This is a genomic window from Amycolatopsis oliviviridis (genome assembly GCF_014654365.1).
Lineage (GTDB): Bacteria > Actinomycetota > Actinomycetes > Mycobacteriales > Pseudonocardiaceae > Amycolatopsis > Amycolatopsis oliviviridis.
In genome coordinates this window covers 361,219-387,850 of record NZ_BNAY01000009.1, presented here as the reverse complement: position 1 = coordinate 387,850, position 26,632 = coordinate 361,219, and the positions used below count along the sequence as shown (strand labels likewise).

28 protein-coding genes are annotated in these 26,632 nt (G+C 69.3%); 16 read left to right on the top strand and 12 right to left on the bottom strand.

Annotated features, from left to right (window positions below; all coding sequences use genetic code 11):
• Positions 1–18: 18 nt before the first annotated feature.
• Positions 19–1,392, bottom strand: a complete 1,374-nt coding sequence (locus IE302_RS33980; RefSeq protein ID WP_229908089.1) for a dihydrolipoyl dehydrogenase family protein — start codon at positions 1,390–1,392, stop codon at positions 19–21.
• Between the two features lie 157 nt (positions 1,393–1,549).
• Between IE302_RS33980 and IE302_RS33975 the strand changes: the two genes are divergently transcribed.
• Positions 1,550–2,254 (top strand): Lsr2 dimerization domain-containing protein, encoded by a 705-nt coding sequence (locus IE302_RS33975; protein ID WP_191258537.1) that lies wholly within the window; start codon positions 1,550–1,552, stop codon positions 2,252–2,254.
• Positions 2,255–2,308: 54 nt separating this feature from the next.
• Here the strand turns inward: IE302_RS33975 and IE302_RS33970 are convergent, their stop codons facing one another.
• The 5 genes from IE302_RS33970 to IE302_RS33950 form a co-directional block, all read right to left on the bottom strand.
• Positions 2,309–3,052, bottom strand: a complete 744-nt coding sequence (locus tag IE302_RS33970) for a lipoate--protein ligase family protein (protein WP_191258536.1) — start codon at positions 3,050–3,052, stop codon at positions 2,309–2,311.
• Positions 3,049–4,434, bottom strand: a complete 1,386-nt coding sequence (locus IE302_RS33965; protein ID WP_191258535.1) for an NAD(P)(+) transhydrogenase (Re/Si-specific) subunit beta — start codon at positions 4,432–4,434, stop codon at positions 3,049–3,051. Before IE302_RS33965 ends, IE302_RS33970 begins: the two co-directional genes overlap by 4 nt.
• Positions 4,431–4,730 (bottom strand): NAD(P) transhydrogenase subunit alpha part 2, encoded by a 300-nt coding sequence (locus IE302_RS33960; RefSeq protein WP_007032801.1) that lies wholly within the window; start codon positions 4,728–4,730, stop codon positions 4,431–4,433. The genes IE302_RS33965 and IE302_RS33960 overlap by 4 nt, the downstream gene beginning before the upstream one ends.
• Positions 4,730–5,848 carry a Re/Si-specific NAD(P)(+) transhydrogenase subunit alpha gene (locus tag IE302_RS33955; protein WP_191258534.1) on the bottom strand — a complete coding sequence of 373 codons (1,119 nt, stop codon included), beginning with the start codon at positions 5,846–5,848 and terminating at the stop codon, positions 4,730–4,732. Before IE302_RS33955 ends, IE302_RS33960 begins: the two co-directional genes overlap by 1 nt.
• 368 nt (positions 5,849–6,216) lie before the next feature.
• A complete protein-coding gene (locus IE302_RS33950) occupies positions 6,217–6,873 on the bottom strand; it encodes a TetR family transcriptional regulator (protein WP_191258533.1) in 657 nt (218 codons plus the stop codon).
• A 90-nt stretch (positions 6,874–6,963) separates the two neighbouring features.
• Here IE302_RS33950 and IE302_RS33945 point away from each other — a divergent pair, with 90 nt between their 5' ends.
• The 5 genes from IE302_RS33945 to IE302_RS33925 are packed head-to-tail and all read left to right on the top strand — an operon-like array spanning position 6,964 to position 11,366.
• Positions 6,964–8,055, top strand: coding sequence for a ferredoxin reductase (locus IE302_RS33945; protein WP_191258532.1), 1,092 nt, complete (start codon positions 6,964–6,966; stop codon positions 8,053–8,055).
• A gap of 13 nt (positions 8,056–8,068) precedes the next feature.
• A complete protein-coding gene (locus tag IE302_RS33940) occupies positions 8,069–9,184 on the top strand; it encodes a fatty acid desaturase family protein (protein WP_191258531.1) in 1,116 nt (371 codons plus the stop codon).
• A 10-nt stretch (positions 9,185–9,194) separates the two neighbouring features.
• Positions 9,195–9,395, top strand: a complete 201-nt coding sequence (locus IE302_RS33935) for a hypothetical protein (protein ID WP_093934750.1) — start codon at positions 9,195–9,197, stop codon at positions 9,393–9,395.
• Between the two features lie 47 nt (positions 9,396–9,442).
• Positions 9,443–10,705 (top strand): sensor histidine kinase, encoded by a 1,263-nt coding sequence (locus IE302_RS33930; protein WP_191258530.1) that lies wholly within the window; start codon positions 9,443–9,445, stop codon positions 10,703–10,705.
• A gap of 16 nt (positions 10,706–10,721) precedes the next feature.
• The gene (locus tag IE302_RS33925; RefSeq protein ID WP_191258529.1) at positions 10,722–11,366 is read left to right on the top strand and encodes a response regulator transcription factor; all 645 of its coding nucleotides are present in this window, start codon (positions 10,722–10,724) and stop codon (positions 11,364–11,366) included.
• Between the two features lie 148 nt (positions 11,367–11,514).
• Here the strand turns inward: IE302_RS33925 and IE302_RS33920 are convergent, their stop codons facing one another.
• Positions 11,515–12,045: a GNAT family N-acetyltransferase gene (locus IE302_RS33920; protein WP_191258528.1), complete on the bottom strand. Its 531-nt coding sequence runs from the start codon at positions 12,043–12,045 to the stop codon at positions 11,515–11,517.
• Between the two features lie 31 nt (positions 12,046–12,076).
• Here IE302_RS33920 and IE302_RS33915 point away from each other — a divergent pair, with 31 nt between their 5' ends.
• From IE302_RS33915 to IE302_RS33905, 3 genes are read left to right on the top strand one after another with little or no spacing between them, the layout of a single operon-like run.
• A complete protein-coding gene (locus IE302_RS33915) occupies positions 12,077–12,640 on the top strand; it encodes a helix-turn-helix domain-containing protein (RefSeq protein WP_191258527.1) in 564 nt (187 codons plus the stop codon).
• A gap of 10 nt (positions 12,641–12,650) precedes the next feature.
• Positions 12,651–13,460: a DUF3626 domain-containing protein gene (locus IE302_RS33910; RefSeq protein ID WP_191258526.1), complete on the top strand. Its 810-nt coding sequence runs from the start codon at positions 12,651–12,653 to the stop codon at positions 13,458–13,460.
• Positions 13,461–13,465: 5 nt separating this feature from the next.
• On the top strand, positions 13,466–13,876 hold the full coding sequence (locus IE302_RS33905; protein ID WP_039916714.1) for a secondary thiamine-phosphate synthase enzyme YjbQ: 411 nt from the start codon (positions 13,466–13,468) through the stop codon (positions 13,874–13,876).
• Here the strand turns inward: IE302_RS33905 and IE302_RS33900 are convergent.
• Positions 13,814–14,836, bottom strand: coding sequence for a YhgE/Pip domain-containing protein (locus IE302_RS33900; protein ID WP_191258525.1), 1,023 nt, complete (start codon positions 14,834–14,836; stop codon positions 13,814–13,816). The two genes, IE302_RS33905 and IE302_RS33900, sit on opposite strands and share 63 nt — an antisense overlap.
• Positions 14,837–14,939: 103 nt before the next feature.
• Between IE302_RS33900 and IE302_RS33895 the strand changes: the two genes are divergently transcribed.
• The 4 genes from IE302_RS33895 (at position 14,940) to IE302_RS33880 (ending at position 19,709) form a co-directional block, all read left to right on the top strand.
• Positions 14,940–15,626: an HAD hydrolase-like protein gene (locus IE302_RS33895; RefSeq protein ID WP_191258587.1), complete on the top strand. Its 687-nt coding sequence runs from the start codon at positions 14,940–14,942 to the stop codon at positions 15,624–15,626.
• Positions 15,627–15,635: 9 nt separating this feature from the next.
• Entirely contained in the window at positions 15,636–16,595 is a 960-nt protein-coding gene (locus tag IE302_RS33890) for a DUF8017 domain-containing protein (RefSeq protein ID WP_191258524.1), read from the top strand.
• Complete coding sequence (locus IE302_RS33885) at positions 16,592–17,464, top strand: DUF8017 domain-containing protein (RefSeq protein ID WP_191258523.1); 873 nt, start codon at positions 16,592–16,594, stop codon at positions 17,462–17,464. Before IE302_RS33890 ends, IE302_RS33885 begins: the two co-directional genes overlap by 4 nt.
• A 70-nt stretch (positions 17,465–17,534) precedes the next feature.
• Complete coding sequence (locus tag IE302_RS33880; protein WP_191258522.1) at positions 17,535–19,709, top strand: bifunctional lysylphosphatidylglycerol flippase/synthetase MprF; 2,175 nt, start codon at positions 17,535–17,537, stop codon at positions 19,707–19,709.
• On the opposite strand, the gene IE302_RS33875 is transcribed toward IE302_RS33880, so the two are convergent.
• Both IE302_RS33875 and IE302_RS33870 read right to left on the bottom strand, forming a co-directional pair.
• Positions 19,646–20,617 (bottom strand): DUF8017 domain-containing protein, encoded by a 972-nt coding sequence (locus tag IE302_RS33875; RefSeq protein ID WP_191258521.1) that lies wholly within the window; start codon positions 20,615–20,617, stop codon positions 19,646–19,648. The two genes, IE302_RS33880 and IE302_RS33875, sit on opposite strands and share 64 nt — an antisense overlap.
• Complete coding sequence (locus tag IE302_RS33870) at positions 20,617–22,365, bottom strand: proline--tRNA ligase (protein ID WP_191258520.1); 1,749 nt, start codon at positions 22,363–22,365, stop codon at positions 20,617–20,619. The genes IE302_RS33875 and IE302_RS33870 overlap by 1 nt, the downstream gene beginning before the upstream one ends.
• Before the next feature lie 126 nt (positions 22,366–22,491).
• Between IE302_RS33870 and IE302_RS33865 the strand changes: the two genes are divergently transcribed.
• Together IE302_RS33865 and IE302_RS33860 are read left to right on the top strand one after the other, a co-directional pair.
• Positions 22,492–22,848, top strand: a complete 357-nt coding sequence (locus IE302_RS33865) for a VOC family protein (RefSeq protein WP_191258519.1) — start codon at positions 22,492–22,494, stop codon at positions 22,846–22,848.
• Positions 22,849–22,876: 28 nt separating this feature from the next.
• Entirely contained in the window at positions 22,877–23,779 is a 903-nt protein-coding gene (locus IE302_RS33860; protein ID WP_191258518.1) for a 2-hydroxyacid dehydrogenase, read from the top strand.
• Positions 23,780–23,821: 42 nt separating this feature from the next.
• Here IE302_RS33860 and IE302_RS33855 read toward each other — a convergent pair whose 3' ends face one another.
• Positions 23,822–24,757: an aminoglycoside phosphotransferase gene (locus IE302_RS33855; protein WP_191258517.1), complete on the bottom strand. Its 936-nt coding sequence runs from the start codon at positions 24,755–24,757 to the stop codon at positions 23,822–23,824.
• Between the two features lie 73 nt (positions 24,758–24,830).
• Entirely contained in the window at positions 24,831–25,799 is a 969-nt protein-coding gene (locus IE302_RS33850; RefSeq protein WP_191258516.1) for a GNAT family N-acetyltransferase, read from the bottom strand.
• Between the two features lie 58 nt (positions 25,800–25,857).
• On the opposite strand from IE302_RS33850, the gene yaaA reads away from it, so the two are divergent.
• The gene (gene yaaA, locus IE302_RS33845; protein ID WP_191258515.1) at positions 25,858–26,613 is read left to right on the top strand and encodes a peroxide stress protein YaaA; all 756 of its coding nucleotides are present in this window, start codon (positions 25,858–25,860) and stop codon (positions 26,611–26,613) included.
• The last annotated feature ends 19 nt before the right edge of the window (positions 26,614–26,632 follow it).

The window sequence follows — 26,632 nt, the reverse complement described above, 5'->3', positions numbered from 1 at the left end:
GGGCTCGCAGGACACGACCTAAAGGCCGTACGCCTCCAAGAGGCGCAGCCATACTTCGCTGATCGTGGGGAACGACGGGACCGCGTGCCACAGGCGCGACAGCGGGACTTCCCCCACGATCGCGATCGTCGCCGAGTGCAGCAGTTCGGACACGTCCTGCCCGACGAAGGTCGCGCCGACCAGCACACCGCGTTCGGTGTCGACGACGATTCGCGCCTTGCCCGCGTAACCGTCCGCGTGCAGTGACGAACCGGCGACCGCGATGTCGATGTCGACGACGCGATGCGGCTTGCCCTCCTCCGGTCCGGCGAGCCCGACCGAAGCGACCTCCGGGTCGGTGAAGACGACCTGCGGGATGGCGTGGTGATCGGCGGTGGCGCTGTGCGCGCTCCACGCGGAGGAGTCGACCGGCTCGCCCGCCGCCTGTGCGGCCACCGCGTCCCCGGTGACGCGGGCGGCGTACTTGCCCTGATGGGTCAGCGGTGCCCGGCCGGTGACGTCCCCGACTGCGAACAGCCAGTCACCGTCCACAGCGGACACGCGGCCGTTGTCGTCCGTCGTGAGCGGCTTGCCCGCTTCGAGCCCGAGCGTCTCCACGCCGAGTCCGTCGGTCGCGGGACGGCGGCCGGTGGCGACGAGCAGTTCGTCGACGATCAACCGGTCACCACCCTTCAGGGACAATTCCTTACCACCGTCCACAGCGGACACGGAGTCGAGACCCGATCCGGTGTGCACGGTGACCCCGGCTTCGCGGAGTCCCGCGATGACGGCGTCGCCCGCGAAGTCCGGCAGCCGGGGCAAGGGACGTTCGCCCGAGATGATCAAGTGGACTTCGGCGCCGAGTGTCGCGAAAGCCTGGGCCATTTCGACGCCGACGACACCGCCGCCGAGCACGCCGAGACGGCCCGGCACCGCTTCCGCCGAGGTCGCCTCCCGGGATCCCCAGGGGGAAACGGTGTCCAGTCCGGGGATCGACGGCGTCCGCGGGACGCTGCCGGTGGCGACGATCACGGCTTGCCGCGCGGTCAGCACGTCTCCGCCGTCGACCGTCACCTCCCGCTCACCGGTGATCCGGCCGTGCCCGCGGATCGGGACGATCCCGACGCCTTCGGCCCACTTGACCTGTCCGCTGTCATCTCCCTTGCCGGTGAACCAGTCCCGGCGCGCGAACACCGCGGCCGGGTCGACCGCGTCACCGACCGGGACACCGGGAACGCGTTTGGCGGCGGCGAGGAGGTTCCCCGGCCGCAGCAGCGCCTTGCTCGGAATGCAGGCCCAGTAAGAACATTCGCCGCCGAAGCGTTCGTGTTCGACGAGGGCGACCCGAAGTCCGCCGCGTGCCGCCCGCTCGGCGGCGACCTCGCCGACGGGGCCGCCTCCGATCACGATCACGTCAAAAGTCTGTGCTGACATGCATTCAGCGCACACCACCGCGCAGCTTCGCGCAACCTGCCGCTATCCTCGTGTCGCTGCGTGAGTCATCAGCCGCGGGTTCAGGTTTCACCGTGCCGGTTACGCAGTAGAACGATCGAGCGCGGGAGGTTTTTTCATGGCCAGGAACACTGCTGTGCATTTGCTGGATGATCTGACCGGCGAGGCTGCCGAAGAAACGGTCGCTTTCGGTTTGGACGGAATCGCTTACGACATCGACCTTTCGGCCGACAACGCCACCGCACTCCGGGAAATCCTGAGTGCCTATGTGGAGAACGGCCGCCGGATCGGTGGACGCAAACTGCGGCCGCGGGTGGTGCAGCGCCCCAAGGGCGCGCGGGTGTCGAAGTCGACCCCGAAGACCGCGGCCACCGCCGCGAAGGCCGAGGCGAAGACGGCCGCGAAACCGGGCCGCAAGCCCGCCGCGAAGGGTGTCGCGGGCCGCAAGCCCGCCGCCGCCAAGAAGGCCGCCGCTCCCAAGACCGAAGCGAAGGCTCCCGCCAAGACCACGGCGAAAGCCACCGCTGCCAAGGCGAAGTCGACCCGCGGCGCGGCGGCGAAGACCACCACCGCGAAGGCTCCGGCCGGTCGCGCCAAGGCCGCCGCCGCGGCGAAGACCCCGGCCAAGGCGGCACCGAAGGCGGCCGCCAAGACGACGTCCGCGAAGGCCGCTCCGAAGGCCGCGGCCGCGAAGACGACCGCCGCCAAGGCAGCGCCGAAGGCCGCCGCCAAGGCTCCGGCGAAGAAGGCCGCCGAACCGAAGAAGACCACGCGCGCCGCCCGCAAGGTGCCCGCCGTCACTTTCTCGGCCACCGAAAAGTAACTCACCGAAAAGGGCCCTTTCGCGAATTTCGCGAAAGGGCCCTTTTTGTTTTCGTCATGTGCGCTGAGCGCCCTCGGAATGCCATTCCGGGTAGTGGTACCTCGTGCGCTGGAGCGAGCGGTGCCACTCCAGCTCCCCGGCCGACGGCTTCCGGGTGGTGAGTTCACCCAGTTGCGCGGCCGCCGCCACGCGGACCGCGGCCGTGACTTCGGCTACACCTTTCCGCAGGCCATGCTCGGCGAGCGACGCGACCGGGCTCCGGTGGGAGTCGAGCGGCCGGGGATCGGCGGGTGCGGAAGTGAGGTACCGGCCGACGCGTTCGGCCGCGGTCGAAACGAGCAAGGTGGAATGCGCGAGCAAGCCCGTTCTCGTCCGGAACACGGCGAAACCGCACAGCTTCGCGTCACCGACGAACAGTCCCCGATCACCGAGCCGCGACGGCAGCCCAAGTTCGGCCACCGTCGCGGTCATCAGTTCCCCGAGCGCTTCGAGCGGTTTGACGGCTTCCCCGGACAGGCCGAGTCCCGGCAGGACGAGAGTGATGTTGAGATTGCCGGGATCGTGGAACACCGTGCCGCCGCCACTGGCCCGGCGCAGCACCGGGACGCCGTCGCTCGCGCAGACGTCGGCCTTGACCTCGCGTTCGATCTTCTGCCCCCGCCCCACGACCACACTGTCGGTGTTGCGCCAGATCCACAGGACCGGCGCCTCCGGTGCGGCGCGCAGGAGGGCTTCGTCGAACGCGAGGTTGTCGGCCGGGTCGTCGAACGCGGCGACGACTTCCGAGGGGCCGGTCACAGTGCTTTGAGTTCCTCCACGATCTCGCCCACCGACGATTTGGCGTCGCCGAAGAGCATGCTTGTCTTCGCATCGTAGAAGAGCTCGTTGTCGATGCCGGCGAAGCCCGAGCTCATCGAGCGTTTGAGCACGATCACCGACCGGCTGTGGTTCACCTTGAGGATCGGCATCCCGTAGATGGGCGAGCCCGGATCGGTCTCGGCGGCCGGGTTCGTGACGTCGTTCGCGCCGATCACCAGCGCGACGTCGGTCTGGGCGAACTCGGAGTTGATCTCGTCCATCTCCTTGAGCTGTTCGTACGGGACGTCCGCCTCGGCGAGGAGCACGTTCATGTGCCCCGGCATCCGGCCCGCGACCGGGTGGATGGCGTACGCGACCGTGATCCCCTTCGCCTCCAGCAGCTTCGCCATCTCGCGGACCACGTGCTGCGCCTGCGCGACGGCCATGCCGTAACCGGGTACGACCACGACCTTGTTGGCGTACGCCATCTGGATCGCGGTGTCGGACGCGCTGGTGCTGCGGACCGGCCGGACCTCGCCGGACCCGCCGCTCGCGACCGTCGTGCCGCCGCCGAACCCGCCCGCGACGATGGCCGGGATCGACCGGTTCATCGCCTTCGCCATCAGGTTCGTCAGGATCGAACCCGAGGCGCCGACGATCATGCCCGCCACGATCAGCGCGGTGTTGTCGAGCGCGAGCCCCATGGCCGCGGCCGACAGACCGGTGAGCGCGTTCAGCAGCGAGATGACGACCGGCATGTCCGCGCCGCCGATCGGCAGCACGACCACCACGCCGAGCACGCCCGCCGCGACCAGCAGGCCGATCATCAGCAGTTCGGCGTCGCCGCCGGTGGCGATGACGACCGCGAAGACGATCGCGGCGATCAGGACCAGCGCGTTCACCGGCTGCTGCAGTTTGCCCAGGGTGATCGGGCGGCCGGAGATGAGTTCCTGCAGTTTCCCGAACGCGATGTTCGAACCCCAGAAGGACACCGAACCGACGATCGCGGCGAACAGTGACGCGATCGCGACGTACGCCGGTTCGTGCGCGTAACCCTCGGTGGTGCGGAACTCGACCCAGGCGATCAAGGCCACCGCCCCGCCGCCGACGCCGTTGAACAGCGCCACCATCTGCGGCATCGCGGTCATCTTGACCTTGCGCGCGGACGGCACGCCGACGACGACGCCGATCGCGACGCCGAGCGCGATCAGCAGCCAGTTGCTCATGCCCGGCGTCAGCAGCGTCGCGATCACCGCGATGCCCATGCCGACCGCGGCGATCCAGTTGCCGCGGACCGCGGTGCGCGGACCGGTCAGGCCCATCAGGCCGTAGATGAACAGTGCGAAGGAAATGATGTAGAGGACGGCGATGAAGGTCGTCACTTGTCACCACCGTCTTCCGGCTTCTTCGCCTTGAACATCGAGAGCATCCGGTCGGTGACGAGGAAGCCGCCGACCACGTTGATCGTGCCGAAGGCGATCGCGATCACCAGCAGGATCTTGTTCAGTACGCCGTCGACCCCGAGGCCGAGCACGATCAGCCCGCCGAGCAGGACGATGCCGTGGATGGCGTTGGTCCCCGACATGAGCGGGGTGTGCAGGGTGTTGGGCACCTTCGAGATGACGGTGAATCCCACGAATCCGGCGAGTACGAGGATCGCCAAGCTGCCTACGAGCATCACTCGCCCCCTTCTTCTTCGGCACCGCCGGCCCCGGCCACGCAGGCCCCGGCGACGATCTCGTCGGAGAAGTCGAGCGCGAGCTTGCCTTCGGAGTCGACGAGCAGTTCCAGCAACTCGGTGACGTTGCGCGCGTAGAGCTCGCTGGAATGCGCGGGCATCTCCGCGGCGAGGTTGAGCGGCGAGCAGATGGTGACGTCGTACTCGACGACCTCCTCACCCGGTTTCGTCAGTTCGCAGTTGCCGCCGGACTCGCCGGCGAGGTCGACCACGACACCACCGGCGGGCATTCCCTTCACCGCGTCGGCGGTGACGAGGGTGGGCGCCTTGCGGCCGGGGACGAGCGCGGTGGTGATCACGACGTCGAACTTCGTGATCGCCTCGGTGAGCCTGAGCTGCTGTTCTTCCTTCTCTTCTGCCGTCAGCTCGCGGGCGTACCCGCCTTCGCCGACCGCCTCGATGCCGAGCTCCAGGAATTTCGCGCCGAGCGACTTCACCTGCTCGCCGACCTCGGGCCGGACGTCGTACCCGGTGGTCTGCGCACCGAGCCGTTTCGCCGTCGCCAAGGCCTGGAGCCCGGCGACACCCGCGCCGAGCACGAGCACCTTCGCCGGTGGCACGGTTCCGGCCGCGGTGGTGAGCATCGGGAAGAAGCGAGTGAGTTTCTCCGCGGCCAGCAACACCGCGCGATAACCCGCGACGCTGCTCTGGGACGACAACGCGTCCATCGCCTGCGCGCGGGAGATCCGCGGGATCGCCTCGACGGCGAAGGCGCGCACGCCCGCCGTTTCCAGTGCCGCGATCCCCTCCGGATCACCCCGTGGATTCAGGAAACCGATGAGAATGGTGCCCTGCTTGAGCTTCGCGATTTCGGCAGCGCTCGGAGGCGCCACCTTCACCACGATGTCGGCATCCCACGGATCGCCGATCACCGCGCCCGCCTGCTCGAAGGTCTCGTCGGCGAGCAGCGCGCCGGCGCCCGCGCCGGGCTCCACCACCACCCGCAGTCCGCGTCCGGAGACGCGCTCGATGAGTTTCGGAACCAGCGCGATGCGGCGTTCACCTTGTCCGGTCTCCCGGACAACACCGACCGTGAGCTGCTCGTTTTCTGCCGCCACAGGCGACCTCCTCGCTGGAGAGGACCACACGAACCCGCACTGTTTACCACGTCCAGCCGACAACTTTCCTGGCTGAACGTATCCGGACGGCATCTTTCCGTGACATCGCTCATCACGATCGATCCAGCCATCGATCCAGGTGCGCGATGTCATAAGGCGGGTCGGAGCGGCCGTGACGCGGCGCCGCACTCGCGTGATCGAAGACGGATCTCGCGTGATCAGAGGCCTAACATCGAGTGCGGCGCCGAAGCACGCGAGTCACGCGTTCAAGCACGCGAGTCACGTGTCCGATCACGTCGGCGAGCGTGTCGCGAAAGCCACCTTCGCGACACGGCGGGTCCAGCCTTACGGAGCAAGGGTTTCGCCGATCACGGAACACTCCGCCAGTTCGGCACCCCCAGAAAGATCAACCGCAGCCGCCGTTCGGCCGTGCGCACGATCTCGTCGTCACGCGAAGGTGTTTCGAGCAACTCCAGCACCGTCGTGAGCATGGTCGTCACGATCAGGTCGGCGAGCAGGTGCAGGTCTTCGGTGCTCCAGTCGCGGAGGAAATCGAACCGCGCGAGGTCGACGGCGAGTTCGCTGACGAAGAGCTTGAGTTCGAAGCCGATCGCCTGCCGGACCGGGCCGGTGCCGCCGTAGCGCTCCCTGGTCAGGAAGTGGAAATGGTCCTCGTGCGCCCGCACGTGCTCGCGCAGGACGCGCACGGACGAGCGGATCATGTCGTTGTACGCCGACGGCCTCGTGCGCGCGGAGCGGATCATCGTGCGCAGCGTGCGCATCGACTCCTCGACGAGCGCCACGCCGAGTTCGTCCATCGAGGCGAAATGGCGATAGAACGCCGTCGGCACGATTCCGGCCTGCTTCGCCACCTCGCGCAGGCTCAGTCCGGAGAACCCGCGTTCCGCCACCAGGTCCAGTGCCGCGTCCAGCAGCGCCTGCCGGGTGCGCTGTTTGCGCTCCTGCCGGGAAACGGGCTCTGTTGTCACGACGGACAGCGTAATCGCCTCCGCGCTATCACCCACGTCACATCGCCGTCCTCTCGCGTTGACAAGCGGGATCTTCACCACTTCACTGTTGAGTGTACAAGCGTTCACTGAAATTGGGAGAAAGTGATGACGGCACTGGTACCGCGCAGGGCCAGGCGGCTGGCCTCGCTGGCCGAGGCCCTGCTCACGCCCCACGGAATGGACCGCTACCTCGAACTCGTCGATCCGATGCTGGTCCGCCGCGAGATCCGCGGCCTGGTCACCGGCGTCCGGCGGCAGACGCCCGACACGGTCACGCTGACCATCCGGCCGAGCCGGGCCTGGCGGGGACACGTCGCGGGCCAGTACGTGCGGGTGACCGTCGAGATCGACGGCGTCCGCCGGACCCGCTGCTACTCGCCCGCCGGTTCGGAGCACGACGGCACACTGGAACTGACCATCAAGGCCGACCCCCAAGGGCTCGTCTCGCGGCATCTGAACCGCACGATCACCACGGGTTCCGTGCTCGGACTGTCCACTGCGGACGGTGAGTTCACCCTGCCGTCGCCGAGGCCGCGGCGGATCCTGCTGCTCAGCGGCGGGAGCGGGATCACCCCTGTCCTGTCGATGCTGCGCACGCTGGCCGACGAGAAGCACGAGGGCGACGTCGCCTTCCTGCACTACTCCAACGGCGCCGAAGACGCGCTCTACCGCGCCGAGCTCGCCGACCTCGCCCGCCGCCTGCCCGGCCTGCGCGTGGTACACGCGTTCACTCACGTGAAAACCGGCGGCGACCTGCACGGGTTCTTCTCGAAGGAGCACCTCGCCGAGGCCGCGCCGTGGTACCCCGACGCCGAGACCTTCCTGTGCGGACCGAAGCCGCTGATGGATTCCGTCCGCGACGCGTTCGAGGCCGACGGACTCGGCGCACACCTGCACACCGAGGAGTTCACGCCGCCGGCGCTCACCTTCGACACCGAGAACGCCGAAGGGCAGGTTCGGTTCGCGCGCAGCGGCCGCGAGTTCGAGAACTCCGGGAAACCGCTGCTGGAGCAGGCCGAAGACGCGGGACTGAGCCCGGAACACGGCTGCCGGATGGGCATCTGCTTCTCCTGCACCCAGATCAAGACCTCCGGCTGCGTGCGCAACGCGAAGACCGGCGAGACCTCCAGCGAAGAGAACGAAGAGATCCAGCTCTGCATCTCCGTCCCGGTCGGGGACGTCGAGATCAACGCTTAGAAAGGAGCGGGCCATGACGGGCTTGCAGGACAAACTGACGCCGCAACAAGTCGAGGACTTCGGCCGTGAACTGGACGAGATCCGGCAGCGGATCGTCGCCGACCTCGGCCAGGTCGACGTCGACTACATCCACAACGTCATCAAGACGCAGCGCGCGCTCGAGGTCGCGGGCCGGGGGCTGTTGTTCGCCGGGTTCTTCCCGCCCGCGTGGGTCGCCGGCGTCGCCGCGCTTTCGGTGGCGAAGATCCTCGACAACATGGAGATCGGCCACAACGTCATGCACGGCCAGTACGACTGGACGCGTGACCCGGCGCTGAGCTCGCAGAAGTTCGAATGGGACACCGTCGCGCCGTCGGAGAACTGGCGCCACTCCCACAACTACATCCACCACACGTACACGAACATCCTCGACAAGGACCGCGACATCGGTTACGGCATCCTGCGGATGGACCCGGCGCAGAAGTGGAATCCGTACTACTTGGGCAACCCGGTGTACGCGACGCTGCTCGCGCTGTTCTTCCAGTGGGGCGTCATGCTGCACGACCTCGAGGTCGACAGGGTCGCGAAGGGCGAGCGGACCTGGGCCGAGAACAAGCCGGTGCTGAAGAAGATCGTGCGCAAGGCCGGCCGCCAGGTCGGCAAGGACTACGTGCTCTTCCCGCTGCTGACCGGTCCGCTCGCGCCGCTGACCTTCCTCGGCAACGCCACCGCGAACCTGACCCGCAACCTGTGGGCGTTCTCGATCATCTTCTGCGGGCACTTCCCCGCCGACGTCGAGAGCTTCACCGAAGAGGAGACCGAGAACGAGTCGCGGGGCCAGTGGTACCTGCGGCAGATCCTCGGCTCGGCGAACATCACCGGCGGCAAGCTCTTCCACGTCATGACCGGGAACCTCTCGCACCAGATCGAGCACCACCTGTTCCCGGACATCCCGGCACGGCGCTACCCGGAGATCGCGGGCGAGGTGCGGGCGATCTGCGAGAAGTACGGCCTGCCGTACAACACCGGTCCCCTGCGCAAGCAGCTGTTCTCGGTGGCGAAGAAGATCGTGAAACTGGCCCTGCCGTGGAACGGCGAGCCCCGCACTCCGGCTACCGTGGAGAGCGACAAGACCCTCCGAGCGGCTTAAGGTGTCTGACATGGTCGGTCAGTTCGAAAGCACCAAGGACGTGGTCCAAGAGGTCACCGAGTCCGCGGCCACGCACATCGGCAACATCGCGACGATCATCACCGGCGCGATCCGGGACATCGCCCGCGAGACCGGCGACTGGCTCACGGACGTCATCGAGATGCGCGAGGCGTCCCAGCGGGCGCAGGCGGACGAAACCCGCGAAGACTAGGGAAACCTGGATGGGCGTGAGGCGGGTGGCCACGGCAAGCTGAAGCCGTGATCACCCGCTACGCCCTCCCTGGGCGCGTCCTCGGCTCGCAGCTGAACCGCGCGTACTGGGCGGAGCTGGCGTGGGTGATCATCGGCGCGCCGCTGACGCTGGTGCTCGTCATCCTCGTCGTCTTCGGGCTCCTCTTCGGGACCGCCCTGAGCCTCCTGACCATCGGGCTGCCGGTGCTCATCGGCGTCCTGGCGGGCGCGCGGCTGATCGGCGTCGCGCACATCGGCCTGGCGCGTGCCCTGCTCGGGACGACGGTCACCCGGCCCACCCGGACCGAGCTGCGGCCGGGGCTGTGGAACGGGATCAAGAGCAAGATCGGGGACCCGATCGGCTGGCGGTCGATCGCCTACCTGCTGATCCGGCTGCCCCTGTCGTTGATCGAGTTCTTCCTGGTCGTGACCCTGTTCGTGTACGCCGGGAGCACGCTGACCTACCCGTTCTTCTGGTTCACCCTGAACGGGCAGGCCATGCCGACGTTCGACCTCCACGTCGACGCCTGGGCCCTCACCCTGCCGCTCGCCCTCACCGGGCTGGCCGTGCTGCTGGCGATGCCGTGGGTGGTGCACGGCCTGACCGCGCTCGACCGGCTGCTGGTGCGCGGGGTCCTCGGCGCCGAAGACCTCTCCCAGCGCGTGCGCGACCTCGAACGCAGCCGGGCGACCGCCGTCGACGACGCGACGCGGCAGCTGCGCCGGATCGAACGGGACCTGCACGACGGCGCGCAGGCGCAGCTGGTCGCGCTGGCGATGAAGCTCGGCATCGCGAAGGACGAACTGTCCGGCGGCGGCGACATCGAGCAGGTCAGCGCCCTGGTCACCGCCGCACACGCCAACGCGAAACAGGCGCTGGTCGAATTGCGCGACCTCGCCCGCGGCATCCACCCCGCCGCGCTCGACGCCGGTCTCGACGTCGCACTGTCCACATTGGCCGCGGGCTCCGGCATCGATGCCCGGATCACCGTGGACCTGCCGAGCAGGCCTTCGCCGTCGATCGAGACCATCGCCTACTTCACCGTCGCCGAACTGCTGACCAATGCCGCGAAGCACACTTCCGCCGCGATCGAGGTCGAGGTGGGTATCGTCGGTGACGCCTTGCGGCTCGTCGTGCGCGACGGCGGTGAAGGCGGGGCCCGGCCGGAACGCGGCGGCGGGCTCGCCGGGATCGCCGAGCGGCTCGCGACGGTGGACGGCGGGCTCGACATCGACAGTCCTCCGGGAGGGCCTACGGTGATCAGCGCGGAAATACCAGTGCGGAAATAGGGACTTGGGGGGCGGCGTGCGCGTCGTGATCGCGGAGGATTCGGCCATCCTCCGGGCGGGGCTCGTCGAACTGCTGAACCTTCGGGGGCACGAGGTCGTCGCGGCCGTCGCCGACGGCGACAGCCTGTGCGCGGCGGTGCGCGAACACCGGCCGGACGTGTCCATTGTGGACATCCGGATGCCGCCGACGCACACCGACGAAGGCCTGCGCGCGTCGATCGCGCTGCGCGCGGAAGTCCCCGGCTGCGCGATCCTGCTGTTCTCGCAATACGTCGAGACGCAGTACGCGACGGAACTCCTGGCGGACCGCGCGGGCGGCGTCGGCTACCTGCTGAAGGACCGCGTCGCGGAGGTGTCGGACTTCCTCGACGCGCTCCGGCGGGTCGCCGACGGTGAGACCGTGCTCGACCCGGAAGTGGTCAGCCAGCTGTTCACCGCCACCCGGAAGACGGACGCGCTCGCCGGGCTGACGCCGCGGGAGCGGGAGGTGCTGGGCCTGATGGCCGAGGGGCGGTCGAACTCGGCCATCGCGTCGGCGTTGTTCCTTTCGGCGGGCTCGGTGGAGAAGTACGTGTCGAGCATCTTCGGGAAGCTGGAGCTGCCTCAGTCCGAAGGGGACAACCGGCGGGTTCTCGCCGTGCTGCGGTACCTGGAGTCCTGAAGGCGTGTCTCGCGTGCTTGAAGGCGGATTTCGCGTGACCAGGGCCGGAACTCGCGTGCCTGGTGGCGGATGACGCCGGTTCGGCGAGTTCCGCCTCCAAGCACGCGAGATCCGCCTGCAAGCACGCGAGTTCGGGGAAAGGTGAGGGTTATCGGGGCTCCACCGGAACCCCGTCCGGCTCCGGCAGGCAAAGCTGCACCCAAGCGACATCCCGCCAGGCCCCGTGCTTGTACCCGATCCGCCGGTAGGTCCCCACCGGCTCGAAGCCCAGCGCGCGATGCAGCCCGGCGCTCGCGTCGTTCGGCAGCACCATCCCCGCGCAGAAGTTCCGGAAACCGCGCGCCGCCAGCGTGTCCAGCAGCGCCTGATAGAGCGCGCGGCCGCCACCGGTCCTCCGGCGGCCGAGTTCCAGATAGATACTGACCTCGCAGGACCAGCGATAGGACGGACGACCGCTGAAGGAGCCTCCGTAGGCGTAGCCGGCGACGCGACCTTCGTCGTCTTCGAGCACGAGCCACGCGTGCGCTCGCTGCGCCTTGGCGATGCGCTCGGCCATCTCGTCCGGGTTGGGCGGCTCGGTCTCGAACGAGATCACCGTGTCGGTGACATACGGCGCGTAGATCTCCGCGCACGCCGTCGCGTCGGCTTCCGTCGCTTCCCTGATCACCATGGCGACCATAGTAACCGAGGCTGCCACTATAGTGGGCAGCATGTCGGATCCCTTGTCCGCGTCGCTCGCCGCGACGCTCCAGTCCGCGAGAGTCGACCAGAACCTCTCGGCCAACGCCCTCGCCGAGTTGTCGGGCGTGTCCAGGGCGATGATCGGCAAGATCGAACGCGGCGAGGCGCAGCCGACGGCCGTCCTGCTCGGCAGGCTTTCCGCCGCGCTCGGGATGACCTTGTCCGAGCTGATCGCGCGCGCCGAGCATGGCGACCGGCGGCTCGTGCGCGCGGCCGATCAGCCGACCTGGACCGACCCCGACACCGGATACGTGCGCCGCGCGGTGTCGCCGTCCCTCGGCGGGCCGCTGGAACTGGTCGAGGTCGTCCTGCCCGCGGGAGCCGAGGTCGCCTTCCCCGCGCACACCTACGCGCTGACCCACCACCAGATCTGGGTTCTCGACGGGCGTCTGCGCTTCCGCGAGGGCGACGTCGACCACGAACTCGACGCGGGCGATTGCCTGCAGCTCGGCACTCCGCAGCCGTGCGCCTACGTCAACCCGACCGGCGAGCCGGTCCGATATTTGGTCGCCCTCGCCCGGCGGCACGCCTGATACTCGGGGCATGGACACCCGGGCCCTCACACACATCGCGGCGAAAGCACGCGGCGGGCACGAGGCCGGCCTGCCCGTGACACTGCACTTCCATCCCGACAGATCCACAATGGACGGACGTTCGGTCCTGACGGCGATGGCCGAGGACGGCTTCTACCGCAACCAGTTCGAAACCGGGACGAGCAACGGCGGGCTGACCGCGCGTCCCGGCGGAGCCCGTTGGCACTGGGAAAGCCGGATGTTCGGCGGTTTCTACGACGACGCGCCACCCGACGGACGGCCGAAGTACGGCGCCTTGAACTTCCGCCGCCGTCCCACCGGCGGTGCGCCGAGATTCGGCTCGGCCCATTTCCGGATGGCCGCGCACACCGTCGCGCGGACGACGTTCTGCTATCCGGACAGCGTGCTGAATCCGGCGGATTTCGGTTACGGCACCAGGGTTTCCGCACTGATCGCACTGGCCGAGCGAGGCGACACGGACCTTCTCGACGACTACGTCGAGGCGCACGTCCACGGCCCCGTCGACCTCGCGACGGACGTCGAAGCCCTGGTTCTCGACCCGAGCCACCGCGGGACCGACGTCGAAAAGGCCGCGCTCCGGCTGGACTGCCCGCTCGAATGGCATCCGGGTTTCCGCCTGCCGACCGAAGAACTCGAACGGCATCCCGCCTACCGCGGTCCGGAATTCGTCGAACTCGGCCTGGCACTGGCCGAAGACGGCTGTCTCGATCCGCGCGTCCTCGGCGAAGCCGGCCACCTCGATCCGCAAGCCCTCAAACGCGTCTGGCACTACGTCGCGCGCTTCGGGGCACTACCGTGACAGGCATGTACTCCACGGAGATCGAGGTGCGCACCGGCAGCGTGGCCGTGGTGCACGACCTGACCAAGGACGCCGAGACCTTCCTGCGCGACGCGGACGCCGAGGACGGGATCCTGCACGTCTTCGTCCCGCACGCGACGTCCGGGCTGGCGATCCTGGAGACCGGCGCGGGCAGCGACGAAGACCTGCTCACCGCGCTCGACGAACTACTCCCCCGCGACGGCCGCTGGCGGCACCAGCACGGCAGTCCCGGTCACGGCCGTGACCACGTCCTGCCCGCGCTGCTGCCGCCGTTCGCGACGATCCCGGTGATCGGCGGGGTGATGACGCTGGGCACCTGGCAGTCGGTCTGCCTAGTGGACACCAACCTGGACAACCCGGTCCGGCGCGTCCGCTTCAGTCTGCTGGAGGGCTGAGCGGCCCGGCCACAGCGCGAGCACGAGTCCCGCCGCGAGCAGCCCCGCGAGCACCCACACCCCGGTCGCGACGTCCGGCGCGCCGGGCACGCCTTGCAGCAGGCTCCGGAGCCCTTCCGCGGAGAACCGGAACGGCGTCCAGGACCACAGCACCGCGCGATAAGCGGGGTTCAGCAGCTCCGGCACCTGACCCGCGACGGCGGGCGCGACCAGGTACAGCGGGCCGAGGATCGCCATCGCCCGCACGCCGAGCAGCCGCAGCAGACCGGTCTGCAGGGCGGCGAACCCGGTCGAAGCCAGGAAAAGGAAGCCGAGGACGTCCCAGCCGAGCGGAAGCGCGGAGTCCCACAGTTTCAGGAACCCGGCCAGGACGCCGGTGACCAGCACACCCGCCGAAACGATCTGCGTGAAGCGCGCGCCCGCTCCCGCGTCCCTGCCGATCCGCCGTCCGGCCAGCACCAGCACGGCACCCGCGGCCAGGCAGCCGACCCACGCCAGCGCGCTCAGCGCGAGCGGCGCCGTCCGGCCCGCGACGCTCGCGGGGTGCAGCGTCTCGACCTTCGGCGCGCCACCCATCGCCTGCGCCGCGCCGGTCAGGACCTGCTGCGCGATCTGCGTCCCGGACGGGTTCACCGCCCCGGACACCACGACCGTCGACGGGAGTTCGAGGACGCCGTAGACCTCCTTGTCCTCCAGCAGTTTCCGGCCTTCCCCGGGTGAGGCCACCCGCCAGGAGACCTGTCCGCCGCCGTGGGAGGCGATCCCGTTCGCGGCCGCTTGGAGCGGCCCCGGCGGCGCGGCCACGGCGACTGGGAGTCCGTCGGGCGCGACGGTGGCCTGCGTGCCGAAGGTGAGAAAGCCCAGCACGACGGCGATCAGCGCACCGGCCACCCCGGCGAGCAAAGCGAAGGCCCCTGCGGGGCGACGGTTCGACACGACCGTCCTCCATTTATTCGTCATCTGTTGAATTAGCTGCCAAGGTAGGCGTCCGCCACCAAGAAGTCAACAGACGTTGAATTAGGTCATCGGTACCGTCGACCGCGTGACTACTCCGCATCGGCTAGTGCTGTGGGACATCGACCAAACCCTCGTGGACCTCCGTGGCGTCGGCGCCACCTGGTACGCGACCGCGCTCGCCGAAGTCGCGGGCCTCGAACTGCGGGAGCTGCCGAAGTTCGGCGGCCGCACCGAACGCGCCATCAGCGCGGACATCCTGACCTCGCACGGCGTCGAGCCCACCGAGGAGAACGTGCGCAAGCTCTGGCTCGCACTGATCGCGGTCTCCGAGAGTCACGCCCCGACGCTGTCCTCAAGCGGCCGGGCGCTTCCTGGCGCCAAGGACGCGCTGAACGCCTTCGCCGGCCACGGCGGTGTCGTCCAGACCTTGGTCACCGGGAACCTGCCGGAGATCTCCGTGCACAAGCTGACCGCGTTCGACCTGCACGAACACGTGGACTTCGAGATCGGCGGCTACGGCTCGCTCTCGGCGCACCGGCCCGATCTCGTGCCCGCCGCCGTCGGCCAAGCCTCGGCGAAGCACGGCACCGAGTTCGCGCCCGCGTCGGTCGTCGTCATCGGCGACACTCCGGACGACGTGCGGGCCGCGCTCGACAACGGCGCCGTCGCGGTGGCCGTGGCGACAGGGCAGTTCAGCGCGGAAGAACTGGCCGACGCGGGCGCGCACACCGTCCTCGGCGACCTGTCCGACCTGGCAGCGGTGCGCGCGGCCGTCTTCAGAGACGCCAACTAAGCTCGCTCCATGGCATACCCAGGCGGCAACGGCTGGCCGGAACAACAACCGCAGCAGCCCTATCAGCAGCAACCCCCGCAGCAGCAGGGATATCCGCAGCAGAACCCGCCGCAGTACGGCCAGTACCCGCAGGATCCCCAGCAGCAGTACCAGGGGTATCAGCAGCAGGGTTTCCAGCAGTTCCCGCAGCAGACGTACCAGGGATTCGCGCCGGAGCCGCCGAAGAAGAGCAAGAAGGGCCTCTGGATCGGCCTCGGCGCGCTCGTCCTGGTCGTCGCCGTGGGTGCCACGCTCTTCTTCGTCCTGCGTGACGGCGACGATCCACAGCCGCAGGCCGGTCCGCCGCCTTCGTCCGCTCCGGTGCCGCCGTCGTCCTCGGCGTCGAAGCCGCCACCTTCGAGCAGCGGTGCCCCGAAAGACAACAAAGTGCCCTCGACGACGCCCGGCTGGCAGGGGATCCTGTCGGCGAAGGACAAGACCGCCTACGACCTTCCCGCGTCCGGCTGGGAGACCAAGCCGGGCCAGATCGTCGGCTACAACGAGGGCGAGTTCAAGATGGTCATCCACGAGGCGTCGACGTACAAACTCGGCGCTTGCCCGGATTCCCGGGGTTCGAACCGCGGCGTCGTCGGCTTCGCCACCGCGGACCAGATCCCGGTCGAGAACGCCGCCAGGGGCGCCGTCCGGCTCTGGATCCAGTCCGCCACCGGCAAGGCCGACGTCCCGATGCCCGACGTCAAGCAGGTCCCGATCGCGAGCGGGGCGATCCAGGCGGTCAGTTCGACCGGGACGTTCACCCCGCCCGAGACCGAGGAGTGCCGGGCACCGAGCGTGAAGGTCACCTCGGCGGCGTTCAAATCCGGTGATCAGACGATCTGCTTCGTCATGGCCATCGACCAGGGCACCCCCGACGCGTTGCCCGACGCGGACGCGCAGAAGATCCTCGCGAGCTTGAGGCCGCAGCCATGACCGGCCCCGGTGGGCATTCCGGCGAACCGCGAACGTGGTTCGTCGATCCGCTCACCGGGCAACCGCTCGAACCCGAGGCCGAGGCCGAACGGACCAGTCCGCTTCCGGTCGTCCGGGACACGGTCCCGTCGCGCCGTCGCTTCCGCCTCGGACCGGCGCTGGGCGTCCTCGGACTGGCCGCCGTCCTCGCCGTCGGCACGACGGCCACCTTCCAGGCCAAGACCGCCGCCCCGCCGCGGTCCGCCCAGGAGCTCGTCCTGCCCGACTCCGTGACGCCCGCCAGGATCGAGCCGGTGATCGCGGGCTGGCAACCCGTGCAGTCCGACGATCACCCCCTCGTTTTCGACGTCCCGCCGGACTGGAAGCTCGAAGAACCCGACGTCGCCGTCGGCTACGAGACACCGTCCGGCGACCTCGTCACCCTGCAGGGGGTCGCCCGGTACCACCGCGACTTCTGCCCCGGCTCCGACCTTTCGGCGCGGGCGATGGCGGGGTTCACCACCATCGACGAGGGCGAGGTCGGCGGCACCGTCCAGGCGGCGGAGGAAACGACCCTGCGGTGGGCCGAAGCCGCGTACGGCTCCCTCGGCGAGGGACGGTCCCCGAAGACCGAAGTCGGCAAGGCCGGTCCGCTGAGAATGCTCGACGGAGGTACGACCGCCACCGCCGTGACCACCACCGTCGTCCCCGCCTCGGACGGACCGTGCCCGGCCCCGTCGGTCGCGATCACCGCGATCGCCCTCCCCCTGCGCGCGGTGCCCGGCTCCGGCCGCTACCACGTCCTTCTGGTGCTGGCGGACCAGGAGACCCCCGACGCCGTAGCCAGGGACATCGTCCTCAAGATGGGTGAGAGCATCCGTCGCGAGTAGCACTCCCCTAAGGGAAATATGGGTCCCGTGCCGGATGTGTCCGACCGGCCCCCGCACCTAATTTGAGTCCATGCCAAAAGGGGGAAGCGGGACGGCCGCGCCGGGCCGGACGCGCAAGATCGCCACGGTGCTGCGGCACCGGTTGCCTTTCACGACCCTGGTCACGCTGACCATGCTCGCGCTCGCCTTGGCCACGGGCGCGCTCTGGTCGGCCGCCGAGGATCGCGCGGTGTACCCGTACATCGCCTATGGGCTGCCGTCGCTCGAAGCAGGCCGCTGGTGGACGGTGCTCACCGGACCGCTGTTCGCGGTCGTCCCGCTCTACTACCTGCCGATGGTGCTCAGCTTCGCGCTGTTCGCCGGGTTCGCGGAATGGCGCCTCGGGACGCGCCGGGCGATGGCCGTGGCGATCGGCGGTCAGTTCGTCAGCGTGCTGGTGGCCGTGCAGTTCCTGGCGCTGAGCCGGAACTCCGGCTGGGAGTGGGCGGAACGGGTCGCGGGCAGCCTCGACGTCGGGTTCTCCGGGGGCGCGCTCGCCGCGGTCGCGGTCGCCAGCGCAACCCTGCGCCCGCCGTGGCGCCTGCGGTTGCGCGCCGGGCTGTGCGTCTACGCCGGGATCGCGATCATCTTCGTCGGCACGCTCGCCGACCTCGTGCACTTCTTCGCCCTCGTCCTGGCCCTGCCGTTCGGGCGCAAGTTCCTCGGTTCGCAGGACGCCGGCCGCGAACGGCGGCCGAGCCTGCGCGAGTGGCGGTTCTACGTCGTGGCCGGCCTGCTGGTGCTGACGGTCGCCGAACTGGTGATGTCCTTCGTGCCGGGCAACGGTCCCTTCGGTTCGTCCGAAGAGCTTTCGCTGTCCACCTGGGAGGTCATCGCCCTGTGCCTGATCGTGGTGCCGATCATGAACGGCCTGCGCAAGGGCAGCCAGGTCGCCTGGTGGTCCGCGATGATCCTGACCTCGTTCGTGATCCTGCAGGTGATGGTCTACGGCGGGGTGCTCACGCTGGCCGAGGTCTTCGGTGACGACGCCGGGCTGATGGATCCGCCGCTGTTCTTCGTGGACAACCTCCTGTGGACCGTCGAGTTCGCGTTGCTGGTCTCCTCGCGGGGCGCCTTCCGCGTGCCGTCGCGCCGGAAGCGCCGCCGTCTCGGCCGGATGGGAAACCCCGCCCTGGCCCGCACCCTGCTCAGCCGTCACGGCGGCAGCACGCTTTCGTGGATGACGACGTGGCCGCAGAACTCGTATTTCGTGGCCGCGGACGGCAAGTCCTACCTCGCTTACCGGCGGCACGCCGGGGTCGCCATCGCCCTCGGCGACCCGATCGCCCCGGACGGCGCCGCCGACCGGACGATCGCCGAGTTCATCACGATGTGCGAGAACACCGGTCTCGTGCCGTGCCTGTTCTCCGCCACCGGCGACACCACCGCCAAGACCGAGGAACTCGGCTGGAAGCAGGTCCAGGTCGCCGAGGACACCCTGATCGAACTGGAGACGCTGGAGTTCCGCGGCAAGCGCTGGCAGGACGTGCGGACCGCGCTCAACCGCGCCAAGAAGGACGGCATCGAGTTCCGGCTCGTCCGGCTCGCCGACCAGCCGCGCGCGGTGATCTCCCAGGTGCGCGCGATCTCCGAGGAGTGGATCAGCGACAAGGGCATGCCGGAAATGGGCTTCACCCTCGGCGGGGTCGACGAGGCGATGGACCCCGAGACCCGCGTGGGTCTCGCGGTCGACGCCGACGGCGTGGTCCACGGCGTGACGTCGTGGATGCCGGTCTACACCGGCGCGGGCGCGGTCGGCGGCTGGACGCTCGACGTCATGCGCAAGCGCGCCGACGGCTTCCGTCCGTCGATGGAGTTCCTGATCGCGTCGTCGTGCCTGGCGTTCCGCGACGAAGGCGCGAAGTTCGTTTCGCTGTCCGGCGCTCCGCTGGCGAGTTCGGGCGAGCCCGCGCACGCCGTCGAGCGGGTACTGGACGCGCTCGGCACGATGATGGAGCCGTTCTACGGATTCCGTTCGCTGCACGCGTTCAAGGCGAAGTTCCAGCCGCGTCACGTCCCGCTGTACCTCGCGTTCCGCGACGAAGCGGATCTGCCGCGGATCGGCATCGCGCTCGGCCGGGCCTACCTGCCGAACACCGGGCTGCTGCGGCTGGCGAAGCTCGCGCGGTCGGGCAAGAAGCCTCAGCGCAACGTGGAAGGCGGCGGCGTGATGGTCCTGCGGTCCGCCTCCGGGACACCCCGGTAGGTCTTGAGGATCTTCAGGATCTGCTCGCGGTCCGCGCCGCCCGGCGTGTCCTGGCCCGAATAGACGGCCAGGGCCGCCGAGGCGTCGCCCAGCTGCGGCGCGATCACCCCGACCAGGGCGCGCCGCTCGCCACACGGTCCGGGCGGGGTCACGACCTCGGCGAGCAGGATGCTCGCGGGGACCTTCTTGCCGGAACCGAGCGTGAACTCGGCCGTCTGGGGCGGTTCCGGGGTGATCTTGGCCGTCAGGGGGCCGTTCTCCGGGTTGTAGGCGCTGACGGCGAGGTCGTCGACCGCTTTCCGCGCCGCGGCGGCAGGGTCGGCGACCTTCACGTTCGCCACGCCACTGCCGCCGATCCTGCTTCGCTTCTCCTGCGGGCAGTAGCCGTCCCCGACGAAGGCACTGGCGACCATCGTGATGCCCGGGACCTGGGAGCCTTTCTCCCAGCCGTGGATCGTGCCGGGTTTCGGCGTCCAGTTCGGCGGGACGTCGTAGGCGTAGACGCCGTCCTTTCCGGCCACCGACTGCCAGCCTTCGGTCACCGGCGGCGCGATGACCTGGGGCGAAGGCGTGTAGACGGTCGGCGCCCGGGGTGTCGGGGCGCTGCTGTCCGACGAGCGGTCGCTGTTGTTCGCGAGCGCGGCGACCGCGATGACGCCCAGCGTGGCGAAGAAGCCGTACATGGCCCTTCGCCCGCTTCGCGACATCGGCTGCTTCGCGGGCTTTTCCGGCTCCAGAGCAGGTTTCGGTTCGGCTTCCGGCTCGGCAGGAGCGGACGGCACCGGGGCCGGTTCCGGAGTCGGCGAGTAGCCGGACGAATCCGAGGGCTGATAGCCCCCGAATCCGTCCAGCGCCGCGTTGTCCTCGTAGCCCGGGGAATCCCCGCGCTTCTTGCCGAACAGGCCCATTACGAGCGGACGAGCTTGACCAGGTGCTCCACGACCGCGTCGACGGCGATTTCCTCGCGGTCGCCGGTGCGGCGGTCCTTGACCTCGACGACGCCGTTCGCGAGACCGCGCCCGACGACGAGGATGGTCGGCACGCCGACGAGTTCGGCGTCCGCGAACTTGACGCCCGGGGTGGCCTTGCGGTCGTCGAGGACGACCTCTATCCCGGCGGCGTCCAGTTCGGCGGCGAGCTTCTCCGCGCCCGCGGCGACGGTCTCGTCCTTGCCCGCGATGACCACGTGCACGTCGAACGGCGAGACCTCGCGCGGCCAGACGATGCCGAGGTCGTCGTGGTTCTGCTCGGCGAGCACGCCGACCAGCCGCGAGACGCCGACGCCGTACGAACCCATGGTGATGCGGATGGGCTTGGAGTCCGGGCCGAGCGCGTCGAGCTCGAAGGCGTCCGCGTACTTGCGGCCGAGCTGGAAGATGTGCCCGATCTCGATACCGCGAGCGGCGACCAGGGTGCCCTTGCCGTCGGGCGACGCGTCGCCTTCGCGGACCTCGGCGGCCTCGATCGTGCCGTCACCGGTGAAGTCGCGGCCCGCGACCAGGTCGACCACGTGGTGGTCGCGCTCGTCGGCGCCGGTGACCCAGGCGGTGCCGTCGACGACGCGCGGGTCGAGCAGGTACCGGACGCCGTTGTCCTTCAGCGCCTTCGGGCCGATGTAGCCCTTGACGAGGAAGGGGTTCTTGGCGAAGTCGGCCTCTTCGAGCAGCTCGAACTCGGCGGGCTCCAGCGACGCTTCGAGGCGCTTCGTGTCGACCTCACGGTCGCCAGGGAGGCCGATGGCCAGCAGCTCCCACTCCTTCGAACCCGGCTGACGGGTCTTCACCAGGACGTTCTTGAGCGTGTCCGCGGCGGTGAAGGTCCGGCCGAGGTCCGCGTTGTTCAGGAACGCGACCAGGGACTCGATGGTCGGGGTGTCCGGCGTGTGGTGCACCTTCGCCTCGGGCAGGCCCTCGATCGGCTTCGCCTCGGGAGCGGGCGTGGTGACCGCTTCGACGTTGGCCGCGTACCCCGATTCGGTGCTGCGGACGTAGGTGTCTTCACCCGTCTCCGCGACGGCCAGGAACTCTTCGGAGGCCGAGCCGCCCATCGCGCCGGAGGTCGCCTTCACGACGACGTACTCGATGCCGAGGCGGTCGAACAGCTTCGTGTACGCCTGGCGGTGCAGCTCGTACGACTTCGTCAGGCCCTCGTCGTCGAGGTCGAAGGAGTAGGAGTCCTTCATGACGAACTCGCGGCCACGCAGGATGCCGGCGCGGGGACGCGCCTCGTCGCGGTACTTGGTCTGGATTTGGTACAGGACGACGGGGTAGTCCTTGTACGAGCTGTATTCACCCTTCACGGTGAGCGCGAAGAGCTCTTCGTGCGTCGGGCCGAGGAGGTAGTCGGCGCCCTTGCGGTCCTTGAGACGGAACAGGGCGTCGCCGTACTCGGTCCAGCGGCCGGTGGCCTCGTAGGGCTCCTTCGGCAGCAGCGCGGGGAACTGGATCTCCTGCGCGCCGAACGCGTTCATCTCTTCACGGACGACGTTCTCGATACGGCGCAGCACCCGCAGGCCCAGCGGCAGCCAGGAATAGCCGCCCGGGGCCACCCGGCGGACGTAGCCGGCGCGTACCAGGAGCCGGTGGCTCGGTACCTCGGCGTCCGCCGGATCCTCACGCAGGGTGCGAAGGAACAACGACGACATCCTGGTGATCACTTCTGGGCTCCTCGCTGGAATTACGCGCTTAGACGTTCTGCGCAGCGTAGTCACCCCGCCCCGGGACGGTTCAACCGGTTATCGCGGGCGCCCGGTTTTGTCGGTGGGTGCCGCTAGCGTTCCGCCATGGGTATCGAACTGGGCATGATCACGATCGACTGCGCGGATCCGCGCGGGCTCGCGGCGTTCTGGACGAAGGCGCTCGGGGTCGAGGTGGATCAGGACTACGAGGGCGAGTTCCTGATCCTGCACCCCAAGACCGGCACGGCGCCCGTGTTCGCTTTCCAGCGCGTGCCGGAGGAGCGGGTGAGCAAGAACCGGGTCCACATGGACTTCGTCAGCGAAGACAGAAAGAAGGAGGTGGAACGTTTGATCGCACTCGGTGCGAAGCAGCTGGACGAGCACGAGATGCCGGGCATCGCCTGGACAGTGCTGGCCGATCCCGTCGGCAACGAGTTCTGCGTCGCCACCCACGACGGCTGACGCCGGTCGCGATGGTCAGAATGGCGGTATGACGGAGCGAGCCATCCTGCCCTGGTCCGACATCGAGCTGCCCGAGGGCCTGAGCGCGATGCTCTACGACGGCACGGGACCGCTGCCGGACGGCGACCTCGATGACGTCGAGGTCTACGTGCTGCCGTACGACGCCGGGTCCGAGCCGGCGAAGCTGATCGCCCGGCTTCCGTCGCTGAAGCTCGTGCAGTCGCTTTCGGCCGGGGTGGAGAGGCTGGTCCCGCTGGTGCCGGCGGGAGTGAAGCTGGCCAACGGCCGCGGTCTGCACGACCTCAGCGTGGCCGAGCACGCGCTGGCGCTGATCCACGCGTCCCAGCGGGATCTGCCGCGCTGGTTCGCGCAGCAGGCGACGGCGTCGTGGGACCGCGAGCACACGCGCTCGCTCGCGGACAGCCGCGTGCTGCTGGTCGGCCACGGCTCGATCGGCCAGGCCATCGAGCGGCAGCTGGTCGCGGCCGAAGCCGTCGTGACCAGGGTGGCGAGCAAGGCCCGCCCCGCGGAACGGGTGCACGGCGTCGGTGAACTGGCGGAGTTGCTTCCGACCGCCGACATCGTGGTCCTGATCCTCCCCGAAACACCGTCGACCATCGGCCTGTTCGGCGCCGCGGAACTCGCCGCGCTGCCGGACGACGCCCTGGTGGTGAACGTCGGGCGGGGTTCGGCGATCGACACCGGAGCGCTCACGAAGGAGACAGCGTCCGGACGATTGCGTGCCGCGCTGGACGTCGTCGATCCGGAGCCGTTGCCCGCCGGGCATCCGCTGTGGACCACCCCGGGCGTGATCATCACGCCGCATATCGCGGGCGGATCGGCGTCGTTCCACCCGCGCGCGAAGCGACTGGTCGCCGAGCAGCTGCGCCGCTACGCCGCCGGTGAAGAGCCGCTGCACGTGGTCGGCTGACGCCGCATTTAGTCCTCTGAATGCGGTTTGTTCAGCGACGGTCTAGGGCCAGTGGGTCCGGTAAGCGAGCCAGTCCCGCATCGCCGCGGCGAGACGGCGCTGCGCCGCGCGGACCCCGGTCGTCGCGGGTGGTTCGGGCAACCGGGACGCGCGTTCGGCGTGCCCGGCCAGCGCGACGCCGAACGCGGTGACCGCCCAGACCGGGACGCCGGTGAGCACGGGACGGCGCCGCAGCAGGCGGTCGACGTCGGCGGGCTCGTGCCCGGCGTCGAGCAGGTACGGGACGAGCGCGACCAGGTCGAGCCAGCCCGCGCCCCTCGCCGGGTAGCGCCAGTTGGTGACGAGCACCCTGCCCGGCCCGGTCCGCACCAGGTACTCGGGCTGGATGTCGTTGTGCAGCAACGTGTCCCCGGCCGACCAGGGATGCCAGGACGTCTCCAGCTGGACGAGCCTGTCGAGGTTGCGGACGGCCCAGCCGTCGAGGTCGTCCGGCGGCTCCTTCGCCAGTTCGTGCCAGCCGCGCAGGAGCGGGCCGAGGTCGTCGAGCGCGTCCGGGACGTCGGGCAGCGGGCACGGCGTGAGCGTGCGCCCGAGCGCGCCGAAGGTGGCCAGGACCGCGGAAAGGTCCGGCGAGCCTGGCCGCAGGTTCGGCCTCGTGCCGTCGAAATCGGCGAACGCGAGCACCAGCCATTCGCCGTCCACAAAGGACAGCAGCTTCGGCGTGGGGGCCTCCGGGGGCAGCCGCCGCGCGATGGCGGCCTCCGTCCGGTAGCCGCCAGCTCGCGGGCTGTTCGCCGGGATCGCCTTCAGGAAGACCCAGCGATGATCGCGGTCGAGTTCGAGCCTCGCGGCGACACCGCCGTCGAATTCCGGGGTCTGCCACAGCGAACGGCGGACCGCCGACCCGAGCTCACGCTCCACGGCGTCACGCGTCGCCGACGGCAGGTCGTGCCAGCCGAGGCGTGCGGAAACCGGCAACGCCCTACCACCCCCAGCGATCTCTCCGAGGAGGTCGACTGTACCGAAATACGCCCTTTCGGGTGACAACCGGTCAGGTGGGGACGGGCTTCACGTACCCGGCCCAGCGCTGATGCTCGCTGAACCCGACACGCTCGTAGACGCCGAGAGCGCGGTGCGTGTTGTCCTGGTCGACGTTGAGCGAGGCGCGCTGGAAACCCGCCGCCTCGGCTTTGACGAGCGTGTGACCGAGCAGCGCGCCGGCGATGCCGCGTCCACGAAGGCTCGCGTCCGTCGCGACATGGCTGACGTACAGCTCCTTCACCCCGGTCGCGGCCTCGTCGGAGGCGAAGAACGCGCTCAGCAACATCGCGATCACCCTGTCCCGGGAGGGGCTCAGCAGCAGGAAAGACAGCTCCGGCTGGAAGTCCTTGGCGCCGACCACGAGATGCCGCCAGGCCTCCGGGGACTGCTCCGTGCTCCCCCAATGGTCCGCGAAGGTCTCGTTACGGGACCGCAGGGTGAGTTCCTCGTACTTGTCCTCGTAGGCGACGAGGGGAAACTCTTCGGGCAGCGGCTTGACCGGCGGGATCGAGCCGAGGTCGGCCCGCATGTCGACGAACCACCGGGCGTGCTCGTACCCGGCGTCCACGAGCACCTCGGTGAGCCAGCGCTGTTTGGTGTTGGCGGCGGCGTGCAGCTCCAGCGGCGCGTCCGGATGGGACTTCGCGTGGATCTCCTTGCCCGTCTTCTCGAACCAGGCGGTGAGGTGCGCGGCGATCGCGTCGTCGCGGTACTCGGGGTGGACGAGCGTCTCGACCCGCACCATATGCGCCGGATTCGCCGCGTCACGCCGCCTGAGCACGCCGTAGGCGACCAGCTTGTCGCCGTCCCAGGCGCCGGTGGTCGCCGTCGGCAGGTCGATGTTCGGCGAGCCGATCTCTTCGGCGAGGTCCTCCGCGCTGTAATGCTCCTCGATCGGCTCGACACGCTCCGCCGCGGCGAAGGTCTCGGCCAAACGCGGCATGTCTTCCATGGTCAGCGGACGCCAGCTCAGGCTCATGAGGGGAGGCTAAGCCCGCGCCTCGGGGTGACGCACTCCATTTAGTTACGCTTCCGTGGTGCTCGTGCTGCTCCCCCCTTCCGAAACCAAGGCCGCCGGTGGCACCGGCGCGCCGCTGGACCTCGGCGCGCTGTCGTTCCCGGAACTGAACCCGGCCCGGGCGAAGCTGGCCGACGCGCTGACCGAACTGGCGGCCGACGTCCCGGCCAGTGTCGCCGCGCTCGGCATCACGCCGCGGCAGGCCGACGAGGTCGCCCGCAACGCCGAGCTGTGGTCCTCGCCCACGATGCCCGCGCTGCGCCGCTACACCGGGGTGCTCTACGACGCGCTCGACGTGAAGTCCTTCACCAAGGCGACGCTGGCGAAGGCAGAGAAGCGTCTCGCCGTCGCTTCGGCGCTGTTCGGCGTGGTCGCGGCGACCGACCCGATCCCCGCGTACCGGCTCTCCGGCGGGAACGCGCTGCCGGCGCTGGGGACCATCCGCAGCGTGTGGAAGCCGGTGCTCGAACCGGTGCTCCAGGGCATCGAAGGACTGGTCGTCGACCTGCGGTCCGGGACGTACTCGGCGCTCGCGAAACTCCGGCCGGACGCGGTGACCGTGCGTGTCGTGACCGAGGACGCGAAGGGCAACCGGACCACGGTGAGCCACTTCAACAAGGCCTACAAGGGACGGCTGGCCGCCGAGCTGGTGAAGTCCCGCAGCGAGCCGTCCACTGTGGAACAGCTCGTGCGGGTGCTGTCGAAGGCGGGCCTCGACGTCGAACGCACCGGCGACCACAGTCTCGAACTGCTCACCGGCGACGGCGTGCATTAGTTCCGTACCCCTACGGGCT